This window comes from Aliikangiella maris (assembly GCF_040719265.1).
GTDB lineage: Bacteria > Pseudomonadota > Gammaproteobacteria > Enterobacterales > Kangiellaceae > Aliikangiella > Aliikangiella maris.
Map to the genome: position 1 here is coordinate 87,603 of NZ_JBFDAH010000017.1, position 21,217 is coordinate 108,819.

General features: G+C 38.0%; 19 protein-coding genes. 8 read left to right on the plus strand and 11 right to left on the minus strand.

Annotation, left to right across the window (positions count from 1 at the left end; all coding sequences use genetic code 11):
* Positions 1-6 precede the first annotated feature (6 nt).
* Positions 7-351: a hypothetical protein gene (locus ABVT42_RS15140; protein ID WP_353896602.1), complete on the plus strand. Its 345-nt coding sequence runs from the start codon at positions 7-9 to the stop codon at positions 349-351.
* A 64-nt stretch (positions 352-415) separates the two neighbouring features.
* Here the strand turns inward: ABVT42_RS15140 and ABVT42_RS15145 are convergent, their stop codons facing one another.
* Positions 416-577, minus strand: a complete 162-nt coding sequence (locus tag ABVT42_RS15145) for a hypothetical protein (protein WP_353896601.1) — start codon at positions 575-577, stop codon at positions 416-418.
* An 863-nt stretch (positions 578-1,440) separates the two neighbouring features.
* On the opposite strand from ABVT42_RS15145, the gene ABVT42_RS15150 reads away from it, so the two are divergent.
* Positions 1,441-3,267 (plus strand): alpha/beta hydrolase family protein, encoded by a 1,827-nt coding sequence (locus ABVT42_RS15150; protein WP_353896600.1) that lies wholly within the window; start codon positions 1,441-1,443, stop codon positions 3,265-3,267.
* A 91-nt stretch (positions 3,268-3,358) separates the two neighbouring features.
* Here the strand turns inward: ABVT42_RS15150 and ABVT42_RS15155 are convergent, their stop codons facing one another.
* The 4 genes from ABVT42_RS15155 to hutG all read right to left on the minus strand — a co-directional run bounded on the left by ABVT42_RS15155 (position 3,359) and on the right by hutG (position 7,364).
* Positions 3,359-4,234 carry a LysR family transcriptional regulator gene (locus ABVT42_RS15155; RefSeq protein WP_353896599.1) on the minus strand — a complete coding sequence of 292 codons (876 nt, stop codon included), beginning with the start codon at positions 4,232-4,234 and terminating at the stop codon, positions 3,359-3,361.
* Positions 4,235-4,745: 511 nt separating this feature from the next.
* Positions 4,746-5,255 (minus strand): hypothetical protein, encoded by a 510-nt coding sequence (locus ABVT42_RS15160; protein ID WP_353896598.1) that lies wholly within the window; start codon positions 5,253-5,255, stop codon positions 4,746-4,748.
* Positions 5,256-5,296: 41 nt separating this feature from the next.
* Positions 5,297-6,544 carry an HD-GYP domain-containing protein gene (locus ABVT42_RS15165; RefSeq protein WP_353896597.1) on the minus strand — a complete coding sequence of 416 codons (1,248 nt, stop codon included), beginning with the start codon at positions 6,542-6,544 and terminating at the stop codon, positions 5,297-5,299.
* A gap of 19 nt (positions 6,545-6,563) precedes the next feature.
* On the minus strand, positions 6,564-7,364 hold the full coding sequence (gene hutG / locus ABVT42_RS15170; protein ID WP_353896596.1) for an N-formylglutamate deformylase: 801 nt from the start codon (positions 7,362-7,364) through the stop codon (positions 6,564-6,566).
* Between the two features lie 138 nt (positions 7,365-7,502).
* Here hutG and hutC point away from each other — a divergent pair, with 138 nt between their 5' ends.
* The 4 genes from hutC to ABVT42_RS15190 all read left to right on the plus strand — a co-directional run bounded on the left by hutC (position 7,503) and on the right by ABVT42_RS15190 (position 13,886).
* Positions 7,503-8,216, plus strand: coding sequence for a histidine utilization repressor (gene hutC / locus ABVT42_RS15175; protein ID WP_353896595.1), 714 nt, complete (start codon positions 7,503-7,505; stop codon positions 8,214-8,216).
* 50 nt (positions 8,217-8,266) lie between these two features.
* Complete coding sequence (hutU, locus tag ABVT42_RS15180; protein ID WP_353896594.1) at positions 8,267-9,940, plus strand: urocanate hydratase; 1,674 nt, start codon at positions 8,267-8,269, stop codon at positions 9,938-9,940.
* 17 nt (positions 9,941-9,957) lie between these two features.
* Complete coding sequence (gene hutH, locus ABVT42_RS15185) at positions 9,958-11,493, plus strand: histidine ammonia-lyase (RefSeq protein WP_353896593.1); 1,536 nt, start codon at positions 9,958-9,960, stop codon at positions 11,491-11,493.
* Positions 11,494-11,921: 428 nt separating this feature from the next.
* Positions 11,922-13,886, plus strand: a complete 1,965-nt coding sequence (locus ABVT42_RS15190) for a methyl-accepting chemotaxis protein (protein WP_353896592.1) — start codon at positions 11,922-11,924, stop codon at positions 13,884-13,886.
* A 159-nt stretch (positions 13,887-14,045) separates the two neighbouring features.
* On the opposite strand, the gene lysA is transcribed toward ABVT42_RS15190, so the two are convergent.
* Genes lysA through ABVT42_RS15205 form a run of 3 tightly spaced genes read right to left on the minus strand, consistent with a single transcriptional unit; the run spans position 14,046 to position 17,545 of the window.
* A complete protein-coding gene (gene lysA, locus ABVT42_RS15195; protein ID WP_353896591.1) occupies positions 14,046-15,215 on the minus strand; it encodes a diaminopimelate decarboxylase in 1,170 nt (389 codons plus the stop codon).
* Complete coding sequence (locus tag ABVT42_RS15200; RefSeq protein WP_353896590.1) at positions 15,208-16,536, minus strand: aspartate kinase; 1,329 nt, start codon at positions 16,534-16,536, stop codon at positions 15,208-15,210. Before ABVT42_RS15200 ends, lysA begins: the two co-directional genes overlap by 8 nt.
* Position 16,537: 1 nt before the next feature.
* Positions 16,538-17,545, minus strand: coding sequence for an aspartate-semialdehyde dehydrogenase (locus tag ABVT42_RS15205; RefSeq protein ID WP_353896589.1), 1,008 nt, complete (start codon positions 17,543-17,545; stop codon positions 16,538-16,540).
* A gap of 653 nt (positions 17,546-18,198) precedes the next feature.
* Between ABVT42_RS15205 and ABVT42_RS15210 the strand changes: the two genes are divergently transcribed.
* Complete coding sequence (locus ABVT42_RS15210) at positions 18,199-18,510, plus strand: LysR family transcriptional regulator (protein WP_353896588.1); 312 nt, start codon at positions 18,199-18,201, stop codon at positions 18,508-18,510.
* A gap of 87 nt (positions 18,511-18,597) precedes the next feature.
* Here the strand turns inward: ABVT42_RS15210 and ABVT42_RS15215 are convergent, their stop codons facing one another.
* The 3 genes from ABVT42_RS15215 to ABVT42_RS15225 are packed head-to-tail and all read right to left on the minus strand — an operon-like array spanning position 18,598 to position 20,189.
* On the minus strand, positions 18,598-19,134 hold the full coding sequence (locus tag ABVT42_RS15215) for a SprT-like domain-containing protein (protein ID WP_353896587.1): 537 nt from the start codon (positions 19,132-19,134) through the stop codon (positions 18,598-18,600).
* Positions 19,124-19,861, minus strand: a complete 738-nt coding sequence (locus ABVT42_RS15220; protein WP_353896586.1) for a PepSY domain-containing protein — start codon at positions 19,859-19,861, stop codon at positions 19,124-19,126. Before ABVT42_RS15220 ends, ABVT42_RS15215 begins: the two co-directional genes overlap by 11 nt.
* Positions 19,851-20,189: a GIY-YIG nuclease family protein gene (locus ABVT42_RS15225; protein ID WP_353896585.1), complete on the minus strand. Its 339-nt coding sequence runs from the start codon at positions 20,187-20,189 to the stop codon at positions 19,851-19,853. The genes ABVT42_RS15220 and ABVT42_RS15225 overlap by 11 nt, the downstream gene beginning before the upstream one ends.
* A 181-nt stretch (positions 20,190-20,370) precedes the next feature.
* Between ABVT42_RS15225 and ABVT42_RS15230 the strand changes: the two genes are divergently transcribed.
* A complete protein-coding gene (locus ABVT42_RS15230; RefSeq protein ID WP_353896584.1) occupies positions 20,371-20,730 on the plus strand; it encodes a hypothetical protein in 360 nt (119 codons plus the stop codon).
* Positions 20,731-21,217: the final 487 nt, after the last annotated feature.

Genomic DNA, 21,217 nt, shown 5'->3' on the forward strand with positions numbered 1-21,217 from the left:
GTTCAAATGGCGATTATTCAATGCCCTTCATGTAAAGACAAAATCTCTGACAAAGCAACCGTTTGCAATCACTGTCACTTCAATCTGGTAACCGGACAAACGGCACAAGGTGAATCACAGGAACAAATCGCTTCAAAGGCCAAATTAGCACATTTGAAAAGACGTTACTCACTGCAAATGCAAGCAATGAGTGGGCTGATTGTCTTTTTGGGGGCAATCATTATCTGGTATTTTGTTGGTGAGCGTGGTATGACTGAACCTTCACACTTTATTCAGCTATCTATCGCATTTTTAGGTGCAATTTGGTATTTGCTGACTCGAATTAGAATTATTCTATTTAAGAAAAATTAATCAACATTCGTGGTTAGACAATGCTCGATTGTATATTTCTGTCGATTTAACACCTGGTCGAAAATCAATCAATATAGTCAAAGTTAAATTCCTGCTGGCTGCTGGTTGCTTCGAAAAACTCTATTAGTTGCGGATACTGATCATATTGTTCACACAGTTTCCAATAGGCTTCCATATTTTCAGGATCCCAACTTAATATATTGTCATCTTTTGGCCAATTTAGCATACTTCTTTCACCTTTTACTTTAATTTGAGAATTATCCTTACCGATGATTTTAAATTCCCATAGACTTAAATCTACATAGAGTTAAATCACCATTTCTTAAAGCAGTCATTCCATTAATGTTGATGTGAGCATTAAATCAAGCCAATATGTACAAATCTTCGATTAAATGAGCACAATTGAGTCTTAATAACGGCGAAATTATGGCGCATATGATTGTGCACAGCATAACGTATGCTAAAAATCACAAGAAAACGCATTTGATGTGAATTTAAAATCTGGGTTTAAAGTCTGGAATTAATATTGAACGTTTATATTCGAGCGAGCAGTCAAAACTTGATAACGATACTGAGATCAACTTGCTCAAGCGCTCAAATAAGTAATTAATTAGAGCCAATTACTTATTATCTAAAAATAAATAGCCCGTTCAACAGATAAAACTAAACATAGATGAAATTCTTATATCGCTTTAACACTTAAAAACAAATTAAATTAGTAAAGAAATTAATGCCTCTGCGTGGCAAAAACAGAAAATAATTAAATAGATACAATATTTATCAAAGAAAATTCTAAAATTATATTTATGCGGCTTGTACTATATTTTTGTAATGTATTACTGTCTTTGATTATCATTGAATTTTACCAGTCGATTATTTAATCTTGCACCGGTAACGATACAAATAAAGGACGTATTTATGAAATTATCACTTTCTAATCGGCTTCTCCATGATTTAATTCTAATAATCGGATTATTCCTTATGACCGGCAAGTGATCAATTAATGCCAAGCAACTACCAATTGAGACTTTCACTAAAGCAGAGCAATATCAAGACGTACGTATTTCGCCCAATGGCAAATACTTGGCAGTGAAAGGCTTAATTAATGGTAAAAGCCAAATTGCTATTTTTGATAGGAAAACGCTTAAACCTCTGTCATCTCTCCATTTTGCAGATGCTAATGGTGAAGAGATTGGTCAATATGGATGGCTCAACGACGAGCGACTTTATGCGCGAATGAATATTCGTATCGGATCAATTGGCGAGCCCTATATGACTGGCTATTTATATGCTGCTAATTGGAATCGAGAAAAAATTCGTCAAATCTTGCCTAGCAAGCGACGAGGATTTAAAGCCGGAGACAATGCTTATCACTTTAATATATTAAGCTTATTACCCAGCGATCCTGAACACATTTTAATTGCTCAGCAAAAACCTGGACGTCACGCTAAATTCACAGAAATATTTAAACTCAATGTCTATTCCGGAATCAAGCGAAAAGTTGATTCTAGCCCCAATCGAGATGGTAATCTATTTGCCGACACCGAAGGTAATATTCGAATCGCTTCAGGACTGACAGAGTTAAACACGCGCACTCAGGTATTTTATCGCAGCGACAATGACTCAGATTGGAAAAAAATAGCTGACTACGATAATGGAGAGGGTGGCATTAATCCTTTGGGCTATAGCGCCGACAAAGATAAAATATATATCTATTATGATGGAAAAGAAAAAAGCAAAGGCGTCTACCTACTCTCCCCTGAAACAATGGAAATGACACTTCGGATGGAAATAAAAGACGACTTCACTATTGACGCTCCTATATTTAATTTAGATTTTGATAGCAGTGAATTGATAGGTATTTATCGTCATGAAGAAATTCCACAGAGTTATTTTCTAAATAGCCAAAGTGATCATGCACGCTTATATCAAACCTTTGCTAAATTATTTCCAAACGAAAAAGTAACGATACTAAGTAATACTCGTGACAGAAAACTAATTGTTTTCCATGTTAATAGTGATAGAAATCCTGGTGTATTCTATTTATATGATCAAGAAAAAAATAAAATAAGACCACTGATAAAAAATCGCGCATGGATTGATCCATCCACCATGGCCGCAAAAAAGCCGATTCGGTTTAAAGCCCGTGATGGACTGGAGATTACCGGATATTTAACCACTCCCACAACACAGCAAAAAGATTTACCTATGGTTGTATATGTTCATGGCGGGCCATACGGCGTGAGAGATACCTGGTACTTTGATTCGGAAGTACAATTTTTGGCAAATCGAGGTTATGCGGTATTGCAAATCAATTACCGAGGTTCAGGTGGTCGAGGTAATGATTTTGAGTTTGATCATTACCAAGAAATGGGCGCAACTATGCAAGATGATATTACCGATGGCACCTTATGGGCTGTTGAGCAAGGCGTCGCGAATAAACAACGCATTTGTATTTACGGTGCCAGCTATGGTGGTTATGCGGCCTTGATGGGTGCAATTAAAGAGCCCGACTTATATGCTTGCGCAATTGGTTATGCGGGTGTATATGATATTAACACCATGAAACTCAGTGACACTTGGGAATATGAGCATGGCCAATACTTTCTAGAAAATGCTTGGGGAATTGATAACCCCGAGTTTATAAAAGAACGTTCACCAGTTAATCATGTTGACCAACTCAAAGCAAAGTTGTTACTTATTCACGGCGGACAAGATAAACGATGCCCTATTGAACATTACGAAGGGTTAACTAAGGCACTAGATAACATTAACTATACCTATGAATCATTAATTGAACCTTTGGAAGTCCACGGTTTTATTAAAGAAGAAAATCAGCAGAAAGTTTTTCAAACTGTTGAAACTTTTTTAGCCAAAAACATTGGTAACAAAGCAAAACGCCCAAAAGCCAATTAAAAAATTTTCGATTTAAAATAATTAGTTTTATAACAAAAAAGAAAGTAAAAATGCCGAGTTTTTATAAATTACTCGGCATTTTTAATCACGATTAAGCACGCAGTAAATAATCGATAAATTTTTCTACATGTGCTTTATCCATTGCCCGAGCGTGCCAGAAAAAATAGTTATTAATCACGGCTAGTTCACCATTATTTAATAATAAAGGCTTCGCTAAGTGCTCACTACTATTTATTTTAGAGCGTGGCAAAATACCACTCCCCTGCGCAGCACTGACTTGTTGTTCAACATCAATAAAACTACTAGCTTGTGCAAATTGATATTGAAGACTAACCCCGGCTTTTTGCAAAAGTGATTGTGTAACCCAATGCAAATCGCAGGAAGTCTCTGTTAAAATTAATTTTTTTGATGACAGAGTGTTAATCGCTATCTTTTGATCTGGCCGATGTATTGACTCACCGCAAATAAAATACAATGGCTCGGCATTGAACAAACTATAATTTAAATAATCATTTTTACCAATCACTGGATTAATTACGACATCCAATTCGTCATTTTCTAACATAATCGTCCGCTCGCGAATTGAACACTCGCGAAAACTTAATTCAATTTCAGGATTTTCTTGCTTAAATAACTTGCTCATCAGCGTTAATGCTGTACGACTGACAACAGGAGAAAATCCAATTCGAACACAGGGTGTTTGTTGTGACTGCCAAAACCGAGCAGCATGTGGAATTTGATTAATTCCAGTTAATGCTGACTCAATAATTGGCAACATGTGTTGGCCAAATGGCGTTAAGCTCACTGCACGAGTGGTGCGTTGAAAAAGACGAGCAGACAGTTCATCTTCTAATTGCGAAAGTGCATTTGAAAGCGTTGGCTGAGCGACACAACATTGTTCGGCTGCCTTACTGAACGAGTTGGTCTGTGCCAATGCCAAGGTAAATCTTAATTGATTGATGTTCATATTTTATCACTCCCTTAATGTCCCTAATCATCGATAAAACATCAGGCGTAATGATAATATACTCAGCCACAGAACGTTAGTGAATTTAAAAAAATCCTCACTTTTATAACTTTTCAATATATTTTGTAGCCAAACTATTTGAGCATTTTCAATAGTTAAAACCCTCAATCTCTAAACAAATTACAACTATAAAAATTTCAATTCGTACCTGTGACAATACGTTTTATTAAAAATTTAATCTATTAATTAGTAATTTTAAGACAAACATTATAAATATTAAGACACCTAGCAAAATAGAAATAATCCAATTATTTATTTTTCATTCAACTAGCGATATCGTTTAACAAAACGCATAAATCATATGAATTAGAAATGTTGATCTAAGACAGCCATAATCTGGCCGTCAGATACAATAAATAAATGTTTTCATCGTTTATGAGAGGGATTATTGAATTAGACGAGCAAGCGAGTGAGTTTAAAAGTAAAACTTACCCAGGTTTCAAAGATGATTTTATTGATTGATTCGTTGATTCAACTGAAAGATTACCATAAACCAAGCCAGACCAACGGCCATTTTTATATCAGACGAAACATCAACCAGTTCAGACCGCCACCGATTAATTTCGACGATATCGGCTTTAAAGCGTTCAAATAATTCTTCAATCAATTCTGGACGTTGGCACTCTAGCGGCAGCCATTTATTATCGAAGGCATAGCCAATCGCCTCTTCTTCCAAAGGAAACTGACCACCAAGATCTCTAGCTAAAATTTGTCTGACATATTGCGCAAATGGTAACGTCAGAAAATCGCTCTCATTATCGTTAATTGTATTATCTTGATGCGCACCAGATGAATCTTGGCCAGCATATTGTGCCTCAAGATGTTGAATTGTTTGCTGGTCTTGTACCGATAGTTTTGTCAAATCGCCATTATGCTCGGTCAATCGATTTAAAATTTCGGTGAACAGCTGTTTATCTTCGGCTGATAACTCAGCATATAATTGAGAAATATTTAAACTCATTGAAATACCTTGGGAAATATAATCAGATTAAAGCAATCAAACTAATCGGCTAATTGGACTTTTAATCCTTTTTCAGCATATTCCTGTAAGTCGATACCAAAAGCCATATTTTCGTAAGCGCGAATGATTTTATAGGGTTTTGATTCGGGATCAAGCGCTAATTTGCTCATATCAATCATTCTTTCTCGGCGGGGTTGTTTATATTCGTTAAGTACTAATAAAACTTTAGGTTTTAATTTATGCTCTTTGTGCGCTTTTATCACAATACCGACTTCGCCATTTTCCATTTCAACAATACAACCCGGCGGATAAATACTGCGCCACTTAATGAATTTCAAGATCAACTCTTCATCAAAATGGGTATTTTTACCTGCCATAAGGACCTTATATGCGTCCATCACTGACATTCCCTTACGATAAGTCTGATGGCTGGTGAGCGAATCAAAAACTTCGATAATGCTAACAATGCGTACATTAGTTGAAATCTGGTCGCCCTTAAGTCCTCTGGGATAACCTTGTCCACTGAGTCGTTCATGGTGAGAAAAGGCTACATCAACGCAAGATGGCGTCAAACCATCCTTACTCGATAAAATTTCAAAACCATATTGCGTATGCTTGGCTATTTCGGCTTTTTCATTATGATTTAAACGACCTTTTTTATTTACAATTTTTTGATCAACCTTGACCTGACCAATATCGTGCAGCAAGGCAGCCATGCCTAAATCTTCTAATTGAAATTCAGAAAACCCCAGCGCTTTGGCAAAACCAATCGCTAAAATACTTACATTGAAACTATGCTCAGCAATACTTTCATTGCGTGTTTTCAGCATTGTCATCATTAGCATGGCTTCTTCATTACTTAATACACTGACAACATTTTCCTTAACGGAATCGCGTACGCCATGAATATCAAAATCTTCGCCAAGTGCCACTTTATCCAACACACTTTTAACGATTCGACTGGTGGTTTTGCGACGATTCACCGCAGGACGTAATTTTTCCTGAAGATTATATTCGGGAGCTACCGACTGTAACTGTTTTTTCACCTTTTCCCGATAAGTCCTTGATTTACTAGTTTCCAGTTTATACAGCTTAAATTGTTCATCACTACGAAAGTCAACATAAACAAACTGACATTCACTTTTAACCATCTCAATATCTTTTGGCGTTTCAATAGTGAATCCCTGAAGTAGAAACGAGGTTTCACTCCAGTCACGGTCAAGCGCCGCGACAAACATGCCCGGTTTAAGATCTTCGCTGAAAACTTTGATGCGCTTTAAATGTTGCATAGGTAAAGTTTAGACTTTTTCACGACTTAGCATAAAAATTTTCGAGTATTTCGAAAAATTCTATTATTTTGACTTGTACCTCAGCTGCTTTTTCTTTGTTAAAGGTTAAGTTTTGCTCATTCATATAGGTAGCTTGTGACAACTCCAGTTGCAAAGCATCAACATTGGGCAAAATTTGACCATAACAACGGGTAATATATCCCCCCTTAAATCGCGCATTAAACACTTTGCTATAACCTTTTGGCTGCCAATTATCTACCAGGTTAGCTAATTTATAACCACTACTTTTACCATTAAAGTTTCCGAAGTTAAAGTCAGGCAACTGACCATCAAAAAACCGAGGCACTCTGGATGCAATAGAGTGTGCCTCAAATAATAACACCCGTTTATTTTGCTTACTTAAACGAGTAAGTACCTGCTTTAATTGGGTATGATAAGGCAGCCAATAACTATCAATACGTTGTTTAATCTCTGTTGAATCAGGCGCTAACCCCTGCTGATAGATTTTTTGATAGTCAAACTGAGTTGTAGGACATAATTCGGTATTATCAGCCCCCGGATACAGCGACTCACCGCTACTTGGTCGGTTCAAATCGATAACATAGCGAGAATATCGTGGAATTATCATGTAATAACCGCGTTGTCTGGCAAACTTATAAAGTCTATCTAAATACCAATCCGTATCGTTCGACTGCCTGGCTGATTCTGTCATTGTTTTCGCAATGTTTGCAGGTATCGCAAAGCCATTATGTGGAATAGAAATGAATATCGGGATGTCACCGTCAAAATAATCAAATGATTCAGTTACTGAATCGCCCATAAGATTCTCCTAAAGCTGAATAAAAACAGCAAATTAGCAAAGTGAAATTGTCGATTTTGGCCAAACACATGCTACTCTAACGATAAATTATTTTAAAATCAACTTGTATATACAACCAAAAGGTCGCATAATAATTCTATGAAAAGTAAAGATACTCGATACACACAAGTCAAAAATTTTCTGCTTAACGGAATCAGTCAGCAAACTTGGTCTGCTGGCGAGCGAGTCCCGTCAGAAAATGAATTAGTCGAGTTGTGTAAAGTCAGCCGTATGACTGCCAGGCGCGCACTGCAAGAGCTCTACCAAGAAGGGATTCTAGTGCGCATACAAGGTAAAGGTAGCTTTGTAGCTGAAGAAAAACAGCAATCCTCTTTATTACAGATCCGCAGTATTTCTGCTGAAATCAAGGAACAGGGATTTACCCATCGTTCTGAATTGATCTGTTGCGAAGAACAAACTGCTGACAGTTCAATTGCCAAAGCCCTGAATATAGAACCCGAACAGTTATGCGCACATTCGCAGCTGGTTCATTTTCAGAATGATCAGCCTATACAGCTAGAGTATCGATGGATCAATATTGATGCAGTACCAGAATATGCCCAGCAGGATTTTACCAGCGTAACACCAAGCGAATATTTACTTTCAATTGCGCCGGTAACCGAAGCAGAACATAAGGTTGAAGCTATTATTGGTGATCAATCGATTCGCAAAATTCTTGAACTTTCATCTGACGAAGCGATTTTACTACTCCAACGACGCACCTGGTGCGATGACAAACTGGTCAGTTATGCCCGTCTTTATCATCCGGGTAATCGCTATAGTTTAGGTACAAAGTTCAGTACAAAAACCTGATTGTAGTTAAACCATTTTGAGACGCATATGGACACATGCAGGAGAAAATAATGACTGATTCCAGATATGATGACAACCGCGAAATCCGGGCTGATCGCGGCAGCTCACTCAGTGCAAAATCATGGCTTACCGAAGCGCCTTTAAGAATGTTAATGAATAATCTTGATCCAGAGGTCGCCGAAAATCCAAATGCATTAGTAGTTTATGGTGGTATTGGTCGTGCAGCGAGAAACTGGGCCTGCTTTGATGAGATTGTCCGTCAACTTAAGCAGTTAAATCATGATGAAACGTTATTAGTGCAATCGGGTAAGCCTGTCGGTGTATTTAAAACTCACGCCGATGCACCTCGTGTACTCATCGCCAATTCAAATCTCGTTCCACAGTGGGCAAATTGGGATCACTTTAACGACCTCGATAAAAAAGGCTTAATGATGTATGGGCAAATGACGGCAGGCTCATGGATTTATATTGGTAGTCAAGGCATCGTTCAGGGGACTTATGAAACTTTTGTCGAAGCTGGACGCCAACATTTTGGCGGTAATACTCAAGGTAAGTGGATTCTAACCGGTGGCCTTGGCGGAATGGGCGGTGCTCAGCCGCTGGCAGCAACTATGGCAGGCTATTGCATGATTGCCGTAGAGTGCGACGAAACACGCATAGATTTCCGTCTGAGAACCGGATATGTAGACCAAAAGGCATTAACTATTGATGAAGCTATCACGCAACTTAACGCGGCACTGGCTTCAGGCAAAGCCATTTCAATAGGATTACTGGGCAATGCCGCCGAAATCTTTAGCCAATTACAAGAACAAGGCATTAAACCTGATCTGGTAACCGATCAAACCTCAGCACACGATCCAGTTAACGGCTATTTACCCATCGGCTGGTCCGTTCAACAATGGCGTGAACTAGCGCAATCAGATCCGCAGCAAGTTGCAGCTGAAGCACGTCAATCAATGGCCGTTCAGGTATCGGCAATGCTGGCTTTTCATCAACAAGGTATTCCAACTGTTGACTACGGCAATAATATTCGTCAGGAAGCCTATAACCAGGGTGTTAAAAATGCTTTTGATTTTCCAGGCTTTGTACCCGCTTATATTCGCCCGCTATTTTGTCGAGGTGTTGGACCTTTTCGTTGGGCAGCGCTTTCGGGAGATCCACAAGATATTTATAAAACTGACCAAAAAGTCAAAGAGCTGATACCCGACGACAAACATTTACATAATTGGCTCGATATGGCACGTGAAAGAATTCAATTTCAAGGCCTGCCTGCGCGCATCTGTTGGGTAGGTTTAGGTTTAAGACATAAACTTGGCCTAGCCTTTAACGAAATGGTTAAATCGGGTGAGTTAAAAGCGCCTGTTGTTATTGGACGCGACCACCTTGACTCGGGTTCGGTTGCCAGTCCTAATCGCGAAACCGAGAGTATGCAAGATGGTTCCGATGCGGTGTCAGATTGGCCGCTACTTAATGCAATGCTTAATGTTGCCAGTGGCGCAACCTGGGTATCATTGCATCATGGTGGAGGTGTTGGAATGGGTTATTCGCAACACTCAGGAGTGGTTATTTGTTGCGATGGCACTGATGACGCCGCGGCGCGAATAGCCAGAGTACTATGGAATGATCCGGCAACCGGGGTCATGCGTCATGCCGATGCGGGTTATGAAGTTGCCAAGCAATGTGCAGCCGAAAACCAGCTGAATTTACCGATGATCAGTCAATAATAACAGGAGCCATCAACATGCAAAAGTTTACGATTCATCCTGGTTTATTAACCCTGAAAGACTGTCGCTATATTTTTAATAATGCCGTACAACTAGAATTATCTGAAACCTGCTTTGAGGCAGTACACTTTGCCGCGCAAACGGTACAAGATGTTATTGATCAGGGTCGTACTGTCTACGGTATAAATACGGGGTTTGGATTGCTCGCATCGACCAGCATTCCTAACGATAAATTGCAGCTACTCCAGGAAAGCCTGGTACTGTCACATGCAGCTGGTATTGGTAAAGCGCTGGATAAAAATACAGTGCGCCTGTTAGTTGCACTCAAAATTAGCAGTCTGTCACAAGGCTATTCGGGAATTCGCCTGCAAGTGATTCAAGCACTGATTAATTTACTTAATCATGATATCTACCCCTTTATCCCACAAAAAGGTTCGGTTGGTGCTTCAGGTGATTTGGCACCACTGGCACATATGAGCTGTGCACTTATTGGTGTAGGCAAAGTTTTCTATAAAGACGAACTAATGAATGCTAGCGAAGCGCTGGCAGCGGCAGGTTTGGAGAAACAAATTCTGGCAGCGAAAGAAGGTTTAGCTTTGCTCAATGGTACGCAAGCTTCAACGGCAATTGCGTTAACCGGTTTATTTATGGTTGAAGATACCTTTGCTGCAGCAATGGTCGCTGGCTGTCTATCGGTCGATGCAGCGCTTGGCAGTATTGCACCATTTGATACGCGCATACATCAAGTGCGTGGTCATTCTGGTCAAATCCAAACGGCGGCGGCTTATCATGACTTTTTGAAAGACAGCGACTTGCTAAAATCTCACGCTGACTGCAATAAAGTTCAGGATCCCTATTCACTGCGTTGCCAACCGCAGGTTATGGGCGCCATACTTGATCAAATTCGTTTTCAAGCCAGTGTGCTATTAACCGAAGCCAATGCGGTCTCAGATAACCCATTAGTCTTTGCCGAACAGGGCGATATTATTTCAGGTGGTAATTTCCACGCAGAACCCGTTGCTATCGCAGCAGATGCACTGGCAATTGCTGCGGCAGAAATTGGCGCTATCAGCGAACGCCGCATTGCATTACTTCTGGATAAACATCTAAGCCAACTGCCGCCTTTTTTGGTTAATGATAGCGGCGTTAATTCAGGTTTTATGATCGCCCAGGTTACCGCAGCAGCCCTGGCAAGTGAAAATAAAACGTTGGCACACCCAGCTTCGGTAGACAGTTTACCCACTTCTGCCAATCAGGAAGATCATGTATCAATGGCAACCTTTGCTGCCAGAAAACTGGTCGAGCTGGCCGATAACCTGGCAGGAATTATTGCTGTAGAAATGTTATGTGCCGCTCAAGGTGTTGAACTTAGAAAACCCATACAGTCCTCATCTAAGGGCGAAAAAGTGATTGATGTTATTCGAACCAAAGCTGATTTTTATGAAAAAGACCGTTATATGGCTAGTGACATTGAAGGGATTAAGAGTTTAATTCTGGACGGAAAGTTTCTGGAATTTATGTCGCAATTATCGCTACCATCTACCCATATTTAATTACCAATAGATGATGCACTACAAAAAAACAAAAAAGTCAAAGGAATGACTTTTACCCACCGAAATCAACTTTTTCCTGCTAAGACACCATTTCCGGCTAAGACACCATGAATAAATTTAAAATTGATTTAAATAAATAAAATTTATAAGCTTTTATTATAAAAAACCCAATTAAAATCGTTTATCTGAAAATTTTATTAAAATTTTAAGTCCTTTTATCTAACTAACTCAATTAGTCCCTTTTTACTTATAATCAGTTTAAAAGTTTTTACATATCGCAAAGCAGATTATTATATTAAACCAATCATTAAGCCTATATCAATTGTCGGTAAACTACTGATAAAAATTATTTTTTGGTAACACAGACTATACTGACTAATATTAATAACTATTGACCTTAATCAGTTTTATTTGTCAGAGGTTACCGTATGTCGTTTTTTAATAACCTTTCAATCCGAATCAAAACACTCGTTTCACCTATATCAATATTAATCCTTTTATCTATTCTAGGTAGCATATCTTATTCAGAACTAAAGTTATTAAGTCATGACACCAAGAATATCACCCAAGATCTTGCTCCCGATGCGGGAACAGCAACCCAAATGTTAAGTGGCCTTTACTTAAAGCGCTTACAGGTAAAAAACTATATTAAAAGTGCAAAAAGCGAATTTGTCACCGAGTTTGACCAAATCGATAAGGAGTTGATGCAGACACTCAATAAAGCACAAAAAGACATTGGCAATGCACAACGAGTAGAAATGTTGGAAAAGGTTATTTCACTCAATCAGCAATACAATGATAGTTTTAAAAATATTGTGGTTAACAATATGCAACACCGGCACGAACTGGTCAATAACACCTTAAATGTTGTTGGCCCACAAACAGAAAAAAAACTATCTCAAATTATGCAGTCCGCCTTTGACGATGGCGATTTAACTGCCGCATTTTATGCAGGTGTTGCTCAAAGACACCTATTATTAGGCAGACTATATGCTTTCCGATTTTTAACCGATAACGACAAAGATTCAGAGCAACGTGTCGATAATGAATTACAACAGACTCAAAAAGAAATTGAAAACCTATTACTTAATTTGGAAAATCCAATACGCCGTGAATTGGCCATGACAGCCCAAAAAAATATAGTCACCTACCAAAAAGCATTTAAAGAAGTCGTTATCGCAATAAATAATCGTAATAATGCGATTAACAATACCCTAGATGTAATTGGCCCGATTATGGCTAAAACAACAACGGCACTCAGTAATAGTGTTTTTAAATCACTGCTCGAGCAAGGTGAGGTAGTTGAACAAAGTATTTCTGAAACAATTTCTCTCATTTTAACTACAATGGCTGTTGCAATAATTGCAGGCTTATCAATTGCCATATTGGTAACTCAAAGCATTATCAAACCAATCAAACAAACCAATATGATTTTGGAAAATATCGCTCAAGGTGACGGAGATCTCACCAAACGAATTCCGGTAAAGAGTCAAGATGAACTAGGTCATTTAGCACAAAACTTCAATCAGTTTACCAATAAACTACAAAGCATCATCAAGGAAATTTCGAGCGTCACTACCAATGTCGCTAAAGCAGCCGATACAATGAATCTGATCACCAAAGAAACCTTTGAAGGCGTTGAGAATCAAAATGCTCAAACATTTCAGGTTGCAACAGCTATTACCGAAATGACACAAGCTATACAAGGCGTGGTTGAAAATGCCAGTCAAGCATCTGCTGCTGCCAGTGACGCCGATCAGCAGGCAAAATCAGGACGTAACATTGTGGACACAACGGTTTCAACAATAAAAAACTTGGCTAATGATGTAGAAACCTCCTCTCAAGATATCGAACAATTACGTAGACAAAGTGAAAATATCGGTACAGTTTTAGATGTGATAAAAAGTATTGCCGAACAGACAAATTTGTTGGCTCTCAATGCTGCAATTGAAGCTGCCAGAGCAGGCGAACAAGGCCGAGGCTTTGCGGTAGTCGCAGACGAAGTACGCACGTTGGCACAACGTACCCAGGAGTCAACAACTGAAATAGAAACGCTGATAGCCACACTACAATCCGGGGCAGAGCAAGCAGTGAACTCCATGTTAGAAAGCCGTAAAGGTGCTAATGTTTCTGTTGAGCAGGCTAAAAAAGCGGGAGAATCTTTAGAGATTATCACCAATGCTGTGGCAACAATTGTAGAAATGAATACTATGATTGCCGCCTCTTCAGAAGAACAAGGTGTTACTTCGCAAGAAATCAATCGTAATATCGTGAATATTCAGACAATTTCAGAAACTAACTCACAAGCCGCCGATAAAACGGCAAAAGCCAGTTATCAGTTAGCTGAACTTAGCGAGCAACTACAATCGCTAGTTGGACAATTTAAAGTATAAACGTGTAGATTTTTAAGTTAAAGATTATGCTAGTATTAATGTGCAAACATTGGGGAAGCAATAAATAATTGCAATTATCAAAAAAGCTCACGAATTACGTGAGCTTTTTATTCAATCAACAATAGTCGATCTGCTTTAATCGATATTGTGCATATAAGCTTATGCAGTATAAAGCGGCGAATTACGATCACGTAAATTGTAATTAGAAACCATCACTTCACCATAAGCTCCGGCACTGCGAATTGCAATAATATCTCCACGTTTTGATTCAGGTAATTCAACTGCCCGGCCAAAACAATCAGTAGACTCACAGATCGGTCCAACAACATCATATAACACTTTTTCAGTATCTTTATCTGCTGTAGCTGTACTTGCTGTCAGATTATCTATCTGATGATAACTTTGATATAACGCCGGACGCATCAATTCGGTCATACCGGCATCGACAATTGCAAAGTTTGTATTTAATCCATTTTTGATAAATACAACACGTGTGATTAAGTTGCCACATTGAGCAACAATTGATCGACCCAATTCAAAATGAACTTGCTGATCATGTTTTCGTTCAAGAAACTCATCAAAAATCGCAAAGTATTGTTCAAAGTCGGCAATACAGTGTTCATCGGGTTGTTGATAATCGATGCCCAAACCGCCTCCCAAATTGAGATGTTCAATATTTATGCCCTGTTCTTTGAACCAATTACTGATTTCATTCACACGTAAGCACAATCCTTTGAAAACATTAAGATCGGTAATTTGCGAACCAATATGAAAATGTAATCCAGTTAATTGAATATGATTTAACTGTTTTAATGTCTGTAGCAATTGTGCTAAATCAGCCTGGTTAATCCCAAACTTATTTTCATCAAGTCCTGTAGTAATATATTTGTGCGTTTTTGCATCAACGTTAGGATTAATGCGCAGAGAAATTTCAGCCGTTTTATTTTTAGCCGCAGCTAATTCATTTAAGATTTCAATTTCCTGCACTGACTCACAGTTAAAAGCTTTGATATCAAGATCTAGAGCAATATTAATTTCTTTGTCTGTTTTACCGACACCCGCAAATAAAATACTCTTAGCGTCAAAACCAACTTTTGCAGCGAGTTTAACTTCATTACCACTTACACAATCAGCACCAAAACCAGCGTCTTTAAGCAATTTTAAAATGGGCTCATTACTATTTGCCTTTAGTGCATAATGAATATCAAATTGATATTTCTTTGCCAGACCTGCAACATGCTCAATTGTTTTATTGAGCAAACCTAAATCGTAATGATAAAAAGGCGTTGACTGTTGTTGAAATTTTTCAATAATCATCGAACTAAACATTAAATAATCCCCTGTGCAGCGCTTTTAAAGCATTAACTTTCTGCTGCTGGGCTACCAGCAAAGTGATATTATGAGCGCTTCCGCCATAGGATATCATTCGTAAAGGAATATTTTTTAACGATTCAATGACTCTGGCGGCAACGCCTGCTCGCTCTAACAAAAACTCTCCAACCACGCAAACAATAGCTAACTCTGAATCCACTTCAACATGGCCAAACTCAGTTAAAGTTTTAACAATCGGTTCAAGATAAGTTGTGTCATCAATGGTTACCGATACTGCAACTTCGGAAGTGGTAACAACATCGATTGAAGTATGATACAGCTCAAAAACTTCAAATACTTTGCGTAAAAAGCCAGGCGCCTGTAGCATTTCACTTGAACGAATTTTAATTGCGGTTATACCGTCTTTTGCAGCTACCGCCTGAATAATATTATCCTTTTCAGAGCGTGTTACCTGGTGAGAAATCACGGTCCCAACAGCTTTAGGTTCAAGTGTATTTAACAATTTAACCGGAATATTTTTTTTACGAGCAGGCTTTATACTGGAAGGATGCAAAATTTTTGCACCAAAATAGGCTAGTTCAGCCGCTTCGTCAAAAGTAAGCTCACGAATAGGATAAGTATTCTCGACATAACGCGGATCATTATTATGCATCCCATCGATATCAGTCCAAATTTGAACTTCCTCACTGTTAATAGCAGCCCCAAATAATGAAGCAGAATAATCACTTCCACCACGTTTAAGATTGGCAATTTCCCCAAAAGCATTACGACAGATAAATCCTTGCGCAATGAAAACCTGAATATTATTAACGGCAGCAATTTGTTGATTGAGTACCTGTTCTAAATAAGATTCATCCGGTGCATTGTCATTATCAAGCCTCAAAAAGTCGAGTGATGATAATAGGTGACTGGCGATTTGTTTTTCGGCAAGTAACAAGTGAAATAGTTCGGTAGAGATAATCTCACCCTTGGCCAAAATATGATACTCAGTTGCAGCGGTGACCGTTTCAATAGAAAGGTCTGCAATTTCATTTAAATGATTTTGTACTAATTCATTTGCTAAATCTTTATTAGATTGCTGTACATAAAGTGCTTCAACGTATTGTAAATAATGCTGTCTTAAAGTGTCGATAATGCTGGTCGCATCACCTACTTGTCCTTGCTTGACATAATCAGCAATTTTTACCAATGAATCCGTCGTACCTGCAACAGCAGACAGCACCACCAGTACCTCGCCTTGCTGAGTGACAATCTCAGCGACATTTTGCATTCGTTGAGCATCGCCCAACGAAGTACCTCCAAACTTTAGTACGCGCATCTTAATTTTCGCTCACCAAGAGTTCAGCAATCTGCACGGCATTGAGTGCAGCACCTTTCCATAATTGGTCAGCAACGCACCAAAGCGCCAATCCATTTTCACAAGATATATCTTCGCGAATTCGTCCAACATAAGTCACCATAGTTTCACTTGCATCTAATGGTGTTGGGTAGCCGCCATTCTCTCGGTGATCGATTACTTCAATATCTTTAGCCTGACTAAAGATCTCACGAGCTTTTTGTTCGCCAATATAATCAGCCGTTTCTATGCTAATTGCTTCAGAATGCGCTCGGACAACCGGCACACGAACACAAGTAGCTGAAATTCGAATATTTGGATCACCCATAATTTTCCAGGTTTCATTGACCATTTTCATTTCTTCTTTGGTGTAACCATTTTCCTGGAAAACGTCGATATGAGGTATCACATTGAAGGCTATTTGCTTGGTAAAATATTCGATTTTAGGTGATTTGCCTTCTAATACTTCGCCTAACTGGGTATTAAGTTCACTAATACCTTCTTGTCCCGCACCCGATACTGCCTGATAGGTTGAAACGACAATTCTTTTGATTGGCGATACCTGATGAATAGGATTCAGTGCAACCACCATTTGAATAGTTGAACAATTAGGATTAGCAATAATTCCTTGATGAGTCAGTGCGGCTTGAGGATTCACTTCGGGAACGACCAGCGGTACATTGTCGTCCAGACGAAATGCACTACTATTGTCGATAACAACTGCACCTGCTTCTGCTGCTTTTGGTGCGAATTCTAAGCTATGACTGCCACTTGTGGCAAAAAATACAAAGTCCTGTCCTTGAAACTTATCGACAGAAAATTCTTCAACAATGAAATTTCCATGTTCAGTTTCAATGGTCTTACCAGCAGAACGTTTAGATGCTAACAGGGTTAATTTTTCCAATGGAAATGATCTCAAATGTAATATTCGAATCAGTTCTTGTCCAACCGCTCCAGTTGCACCCACAATAGCAACATTATATTTTTTCATTTCTATAAGCCTTTAATTTTAAGGGAATTTATTGCTTAAACTCCATCAAGCCTAGCGCTTGACACCATCATATAATTAGATATAAATAATTTAATATAACTCAAATATTCAGTTGAAGATTGAGTATTAAAGCCGGCAAGGATAGCTGATTTTTAACCGTCAGCCGCATAATTTTTGGTTATGATTCAGCATATTCAGTGACTTGCAGTAATTTTACCCTCTTGACGCATCTAAAACATCATGTTATAAAAGTTCACACATTTGAATTAATACCTAAGTTTAAAAGTAGTTTTATAACATTTATATTCTTTAAATTCGTATTATAAATACTACATAGTTTTTCATTAGGATTTAGCTAATTATTAAATATAGTAAACCAGCAATTTATCAGAATTAAATTACATATGAACAATAGAGCAATAACTTATAAACGTCTAACTACCATTACCCGCATTACCAAGCGCGTAGTGGCTGCATGTGCGTGGTTGGTCTCTATGTTTAAGCACATGCTCTTTACCAAGAAACATAGAGATAGAGTGGTGACTTAGAGCAGACAGAATCTAAATTTTTCTAAAACGCCACTCAGTAAATCACTCAGTGGCGTTTTTTTTAGGACTTTGATTTTATTTTTAAGCAGTAATGAGGAATTAACAATGAAATTACAGCAACTCAGGTTTATATTGGCAATAGCCGAATGTGATATGAATATCACGCAAGCTTCAGAGAGACTGTTTACTTCTCAACCAGGAGTCAGCAAACAGCTTAGACTGTTAGAAGATGAGTTAGGTATACAAATTTTCGCACGTAACGGCAAGAATTTAATTGGTGTTACTGAGCAAGGAAAAGTGGTGCTCCAGAAAGCAAAGATCATTATGGATGAAATCAATGCCTTGAAAGAATTTTCTAACGAAATGAATCCAAGCCGTCGCCCATTAACTATTCAGTCTTTTAACGTAGCGGCCTAATATATGACTCAACCTAAAAAGATGAGCCACAGCGTTTAATCAATCTCTGTATAATTTTACGCTGTGGTTCTAAATTAGTTTTTATCATTACTGAATCAGGTTTAACTGATTTATCGCAATCAGGCCTTCCTTATACCTGTTCAACTCATTACTTGAAATATAATATAAGCACCCTTTAGTTTCAGGTCGTCCTCGTAACGCAAAATAGCGAATATTTTTATTCCGTCTAAATCGTTGGCTAACCTCTTCGAGCTGATTAAATGTCGGACAAAATAAAACCAGAATCCACGGTGCTTGCGGTAAATTAAACTTACCTGTTGACTTAGGTGTTGCACCAATCTTTCTCGCAACATTCTTCCAATGAAATCCATGGCCAACTTCACCATATAAGGTGTATGCTATCGCATGTGCTAATTCATGCAAAATTGTATCACTAATCACAGAATCTGAATTTAAGCGTACATGATAAATACTCAAACCTATAACACGAAGTTTTAATCGACAAACACCAGCCCTTCGCTTGGCATTATCAAATTCTATTCGCCAATCGTGTAAAAAAGCATATTCTACTGTTAAATCTTGTTTAAGAGTTAGCGCCAATTGTTTTGCTGAATCAATGTCCAAAACGTTTCCTCTTTGTTCTGCTAACCAACCATAATATAATCCCCGACATCGATGTAAGAACAGCCAATAAAGCAAAAAATTGTAGCAACATATGGTTAAAATTATCCCTTGTTTTATAGTCCATAACATGAAGCATCCATAAAAAATCAAAAATGCGCCAATTGTCTGTTCGTAAACTCTTTACCTCACCAGTATATCCATCTAAATATAAGCGGAGATTTTCATCCCCATCAAAATTAATCTGATAAACCGGTAACTCCTTATTTCGATATTCATGGTGGTTTCCAACCTTTTTTAGCCACAATACGTCGATTGGATTTCCAGCATTGCTAATGAGCTGTTCCGCTAATCGTAATATTTCTTCCTCTGAGATTTTTGCTAACCTTTCCCCAGTAATACTGTCAAAATATAGTGATTCAGCTCGATCCGCATTAAACCTAACCTTAAAATAAAGCTGTTTTTCATTAGTAATCAATTCAATATTAACGACATCTTCAACATCAATTTTTTCCGCGAATAATATTTTCTTTAAGTCATTAATCGATAAGGGTGAATTAATCTCAGACCAGTTCGCTCCCAAACCCCTAGTTAATAAATGATCACCGTGAATCTCACTTATTGGCATTAGCGAAAAATATAATCCGCTAATCGACCAAAGTAATAACTGTATACTAACAATTAAAGCGATATATCGATGAAAAAGTCGAGCATTTTTTCTAAAGTTCATCGCGCATTATCTTATGAATTTGGTTTTCACTAGAATTAACTAAAAGCAGCTTCTGCGCTTTGTTTTTTCGTTTTATTTGGTATTCAAGTTGACTTGCACTCGAGCGAGAACTTTCACTACGCAAGAAAATAATACCCTCTGGTTCGGTTAAATGAAAAAATTTCGCTTTTTTATTAGTGCTAAGATGCTCATTAAAACGTCGTCGATAATCCGTAGTAATACCAGTATAAAGTTTATCATTCGTTGCTTTAATAATGTACACATACCAGCATTGCTTTTTCTCACTCAATTGACTCATACTAACAGGTAAATTTTTCCAAGCATTCAAATAAATTCATCTTAATTTATATCTTTTTAACTCATTTATTCAATAATAAATAAAGCTACTTTCTTACAATATTTCGATAAATTGTTACATACAAACCTTTCGTTAACAATTGCTATCATGGTATTTGTTTTATCAATCACCTATAATGTTTGGCATTTCCTATCAAAAATAGAGAATCAATATGAATCAACAATTACCAGATATTCAATTCAGTGAAGAGACGCTAGTTCGCGAAGAAGTTTATACCGATCAAAAAATCGGCAGTATCCGAAAATTAATTCCAGTTTTAGCAAATGGCGAACAAGACTCAAGTCGAAAAGTATCCTTTTTCGGTCAAACTCAAGTAATGACTGCTGCGGGCGCAATACCACTGAATTTCGAGCTTGAAGTTCCAACATTAGAAGAAGCGATCGATAAATTTGGTGACGCAGCCAAAGAAAGTATGGAGCAAACTATGCGTGAAATACAAGAGTATCAACGCGAACAAGCATCTAAAATTGTTGTTCCAGGACAATCTGGCTCAAATATTCAATTACCCTAATTACCTTTAATAATTGGCTTCAATTTTAAAAGAAGTCTAAAACATATCAAAATTTATCTAAGTATGCTTCTTTATTTCAATTAAGTGGCATACTTGCTTCAATACTGCGTGAGCAGTTAACTATTTAATTAAATCCTTCAGAATAAACCAGCTCTAATAAAACATCCCGATACTAAAAACACATCAAGTCAAAGCGGTTAGCCACTCTTACTTTCGCTACCTTCCTGTCTCTCCCGTATGAGCAAGCGCAGTAGACTCCGAAAGCCAAATCGCATTCGGGTAAAAATATCAAGGATAATACTCGCCAGCGTAAAGCTCTGGTTCAGAAACACCAAGCAAAAACCTTAGCAGCTTAAAACAGTGTATAGAAGTAAGATTGGGTGCTCAATAACAACCAGTAAGTTCAGACAGGATACTTGACGATTTAACAGCCTAACGCCATCTCACCAAAGCACTTTTTTATTGATATAAAAAAACCCGTCCATTG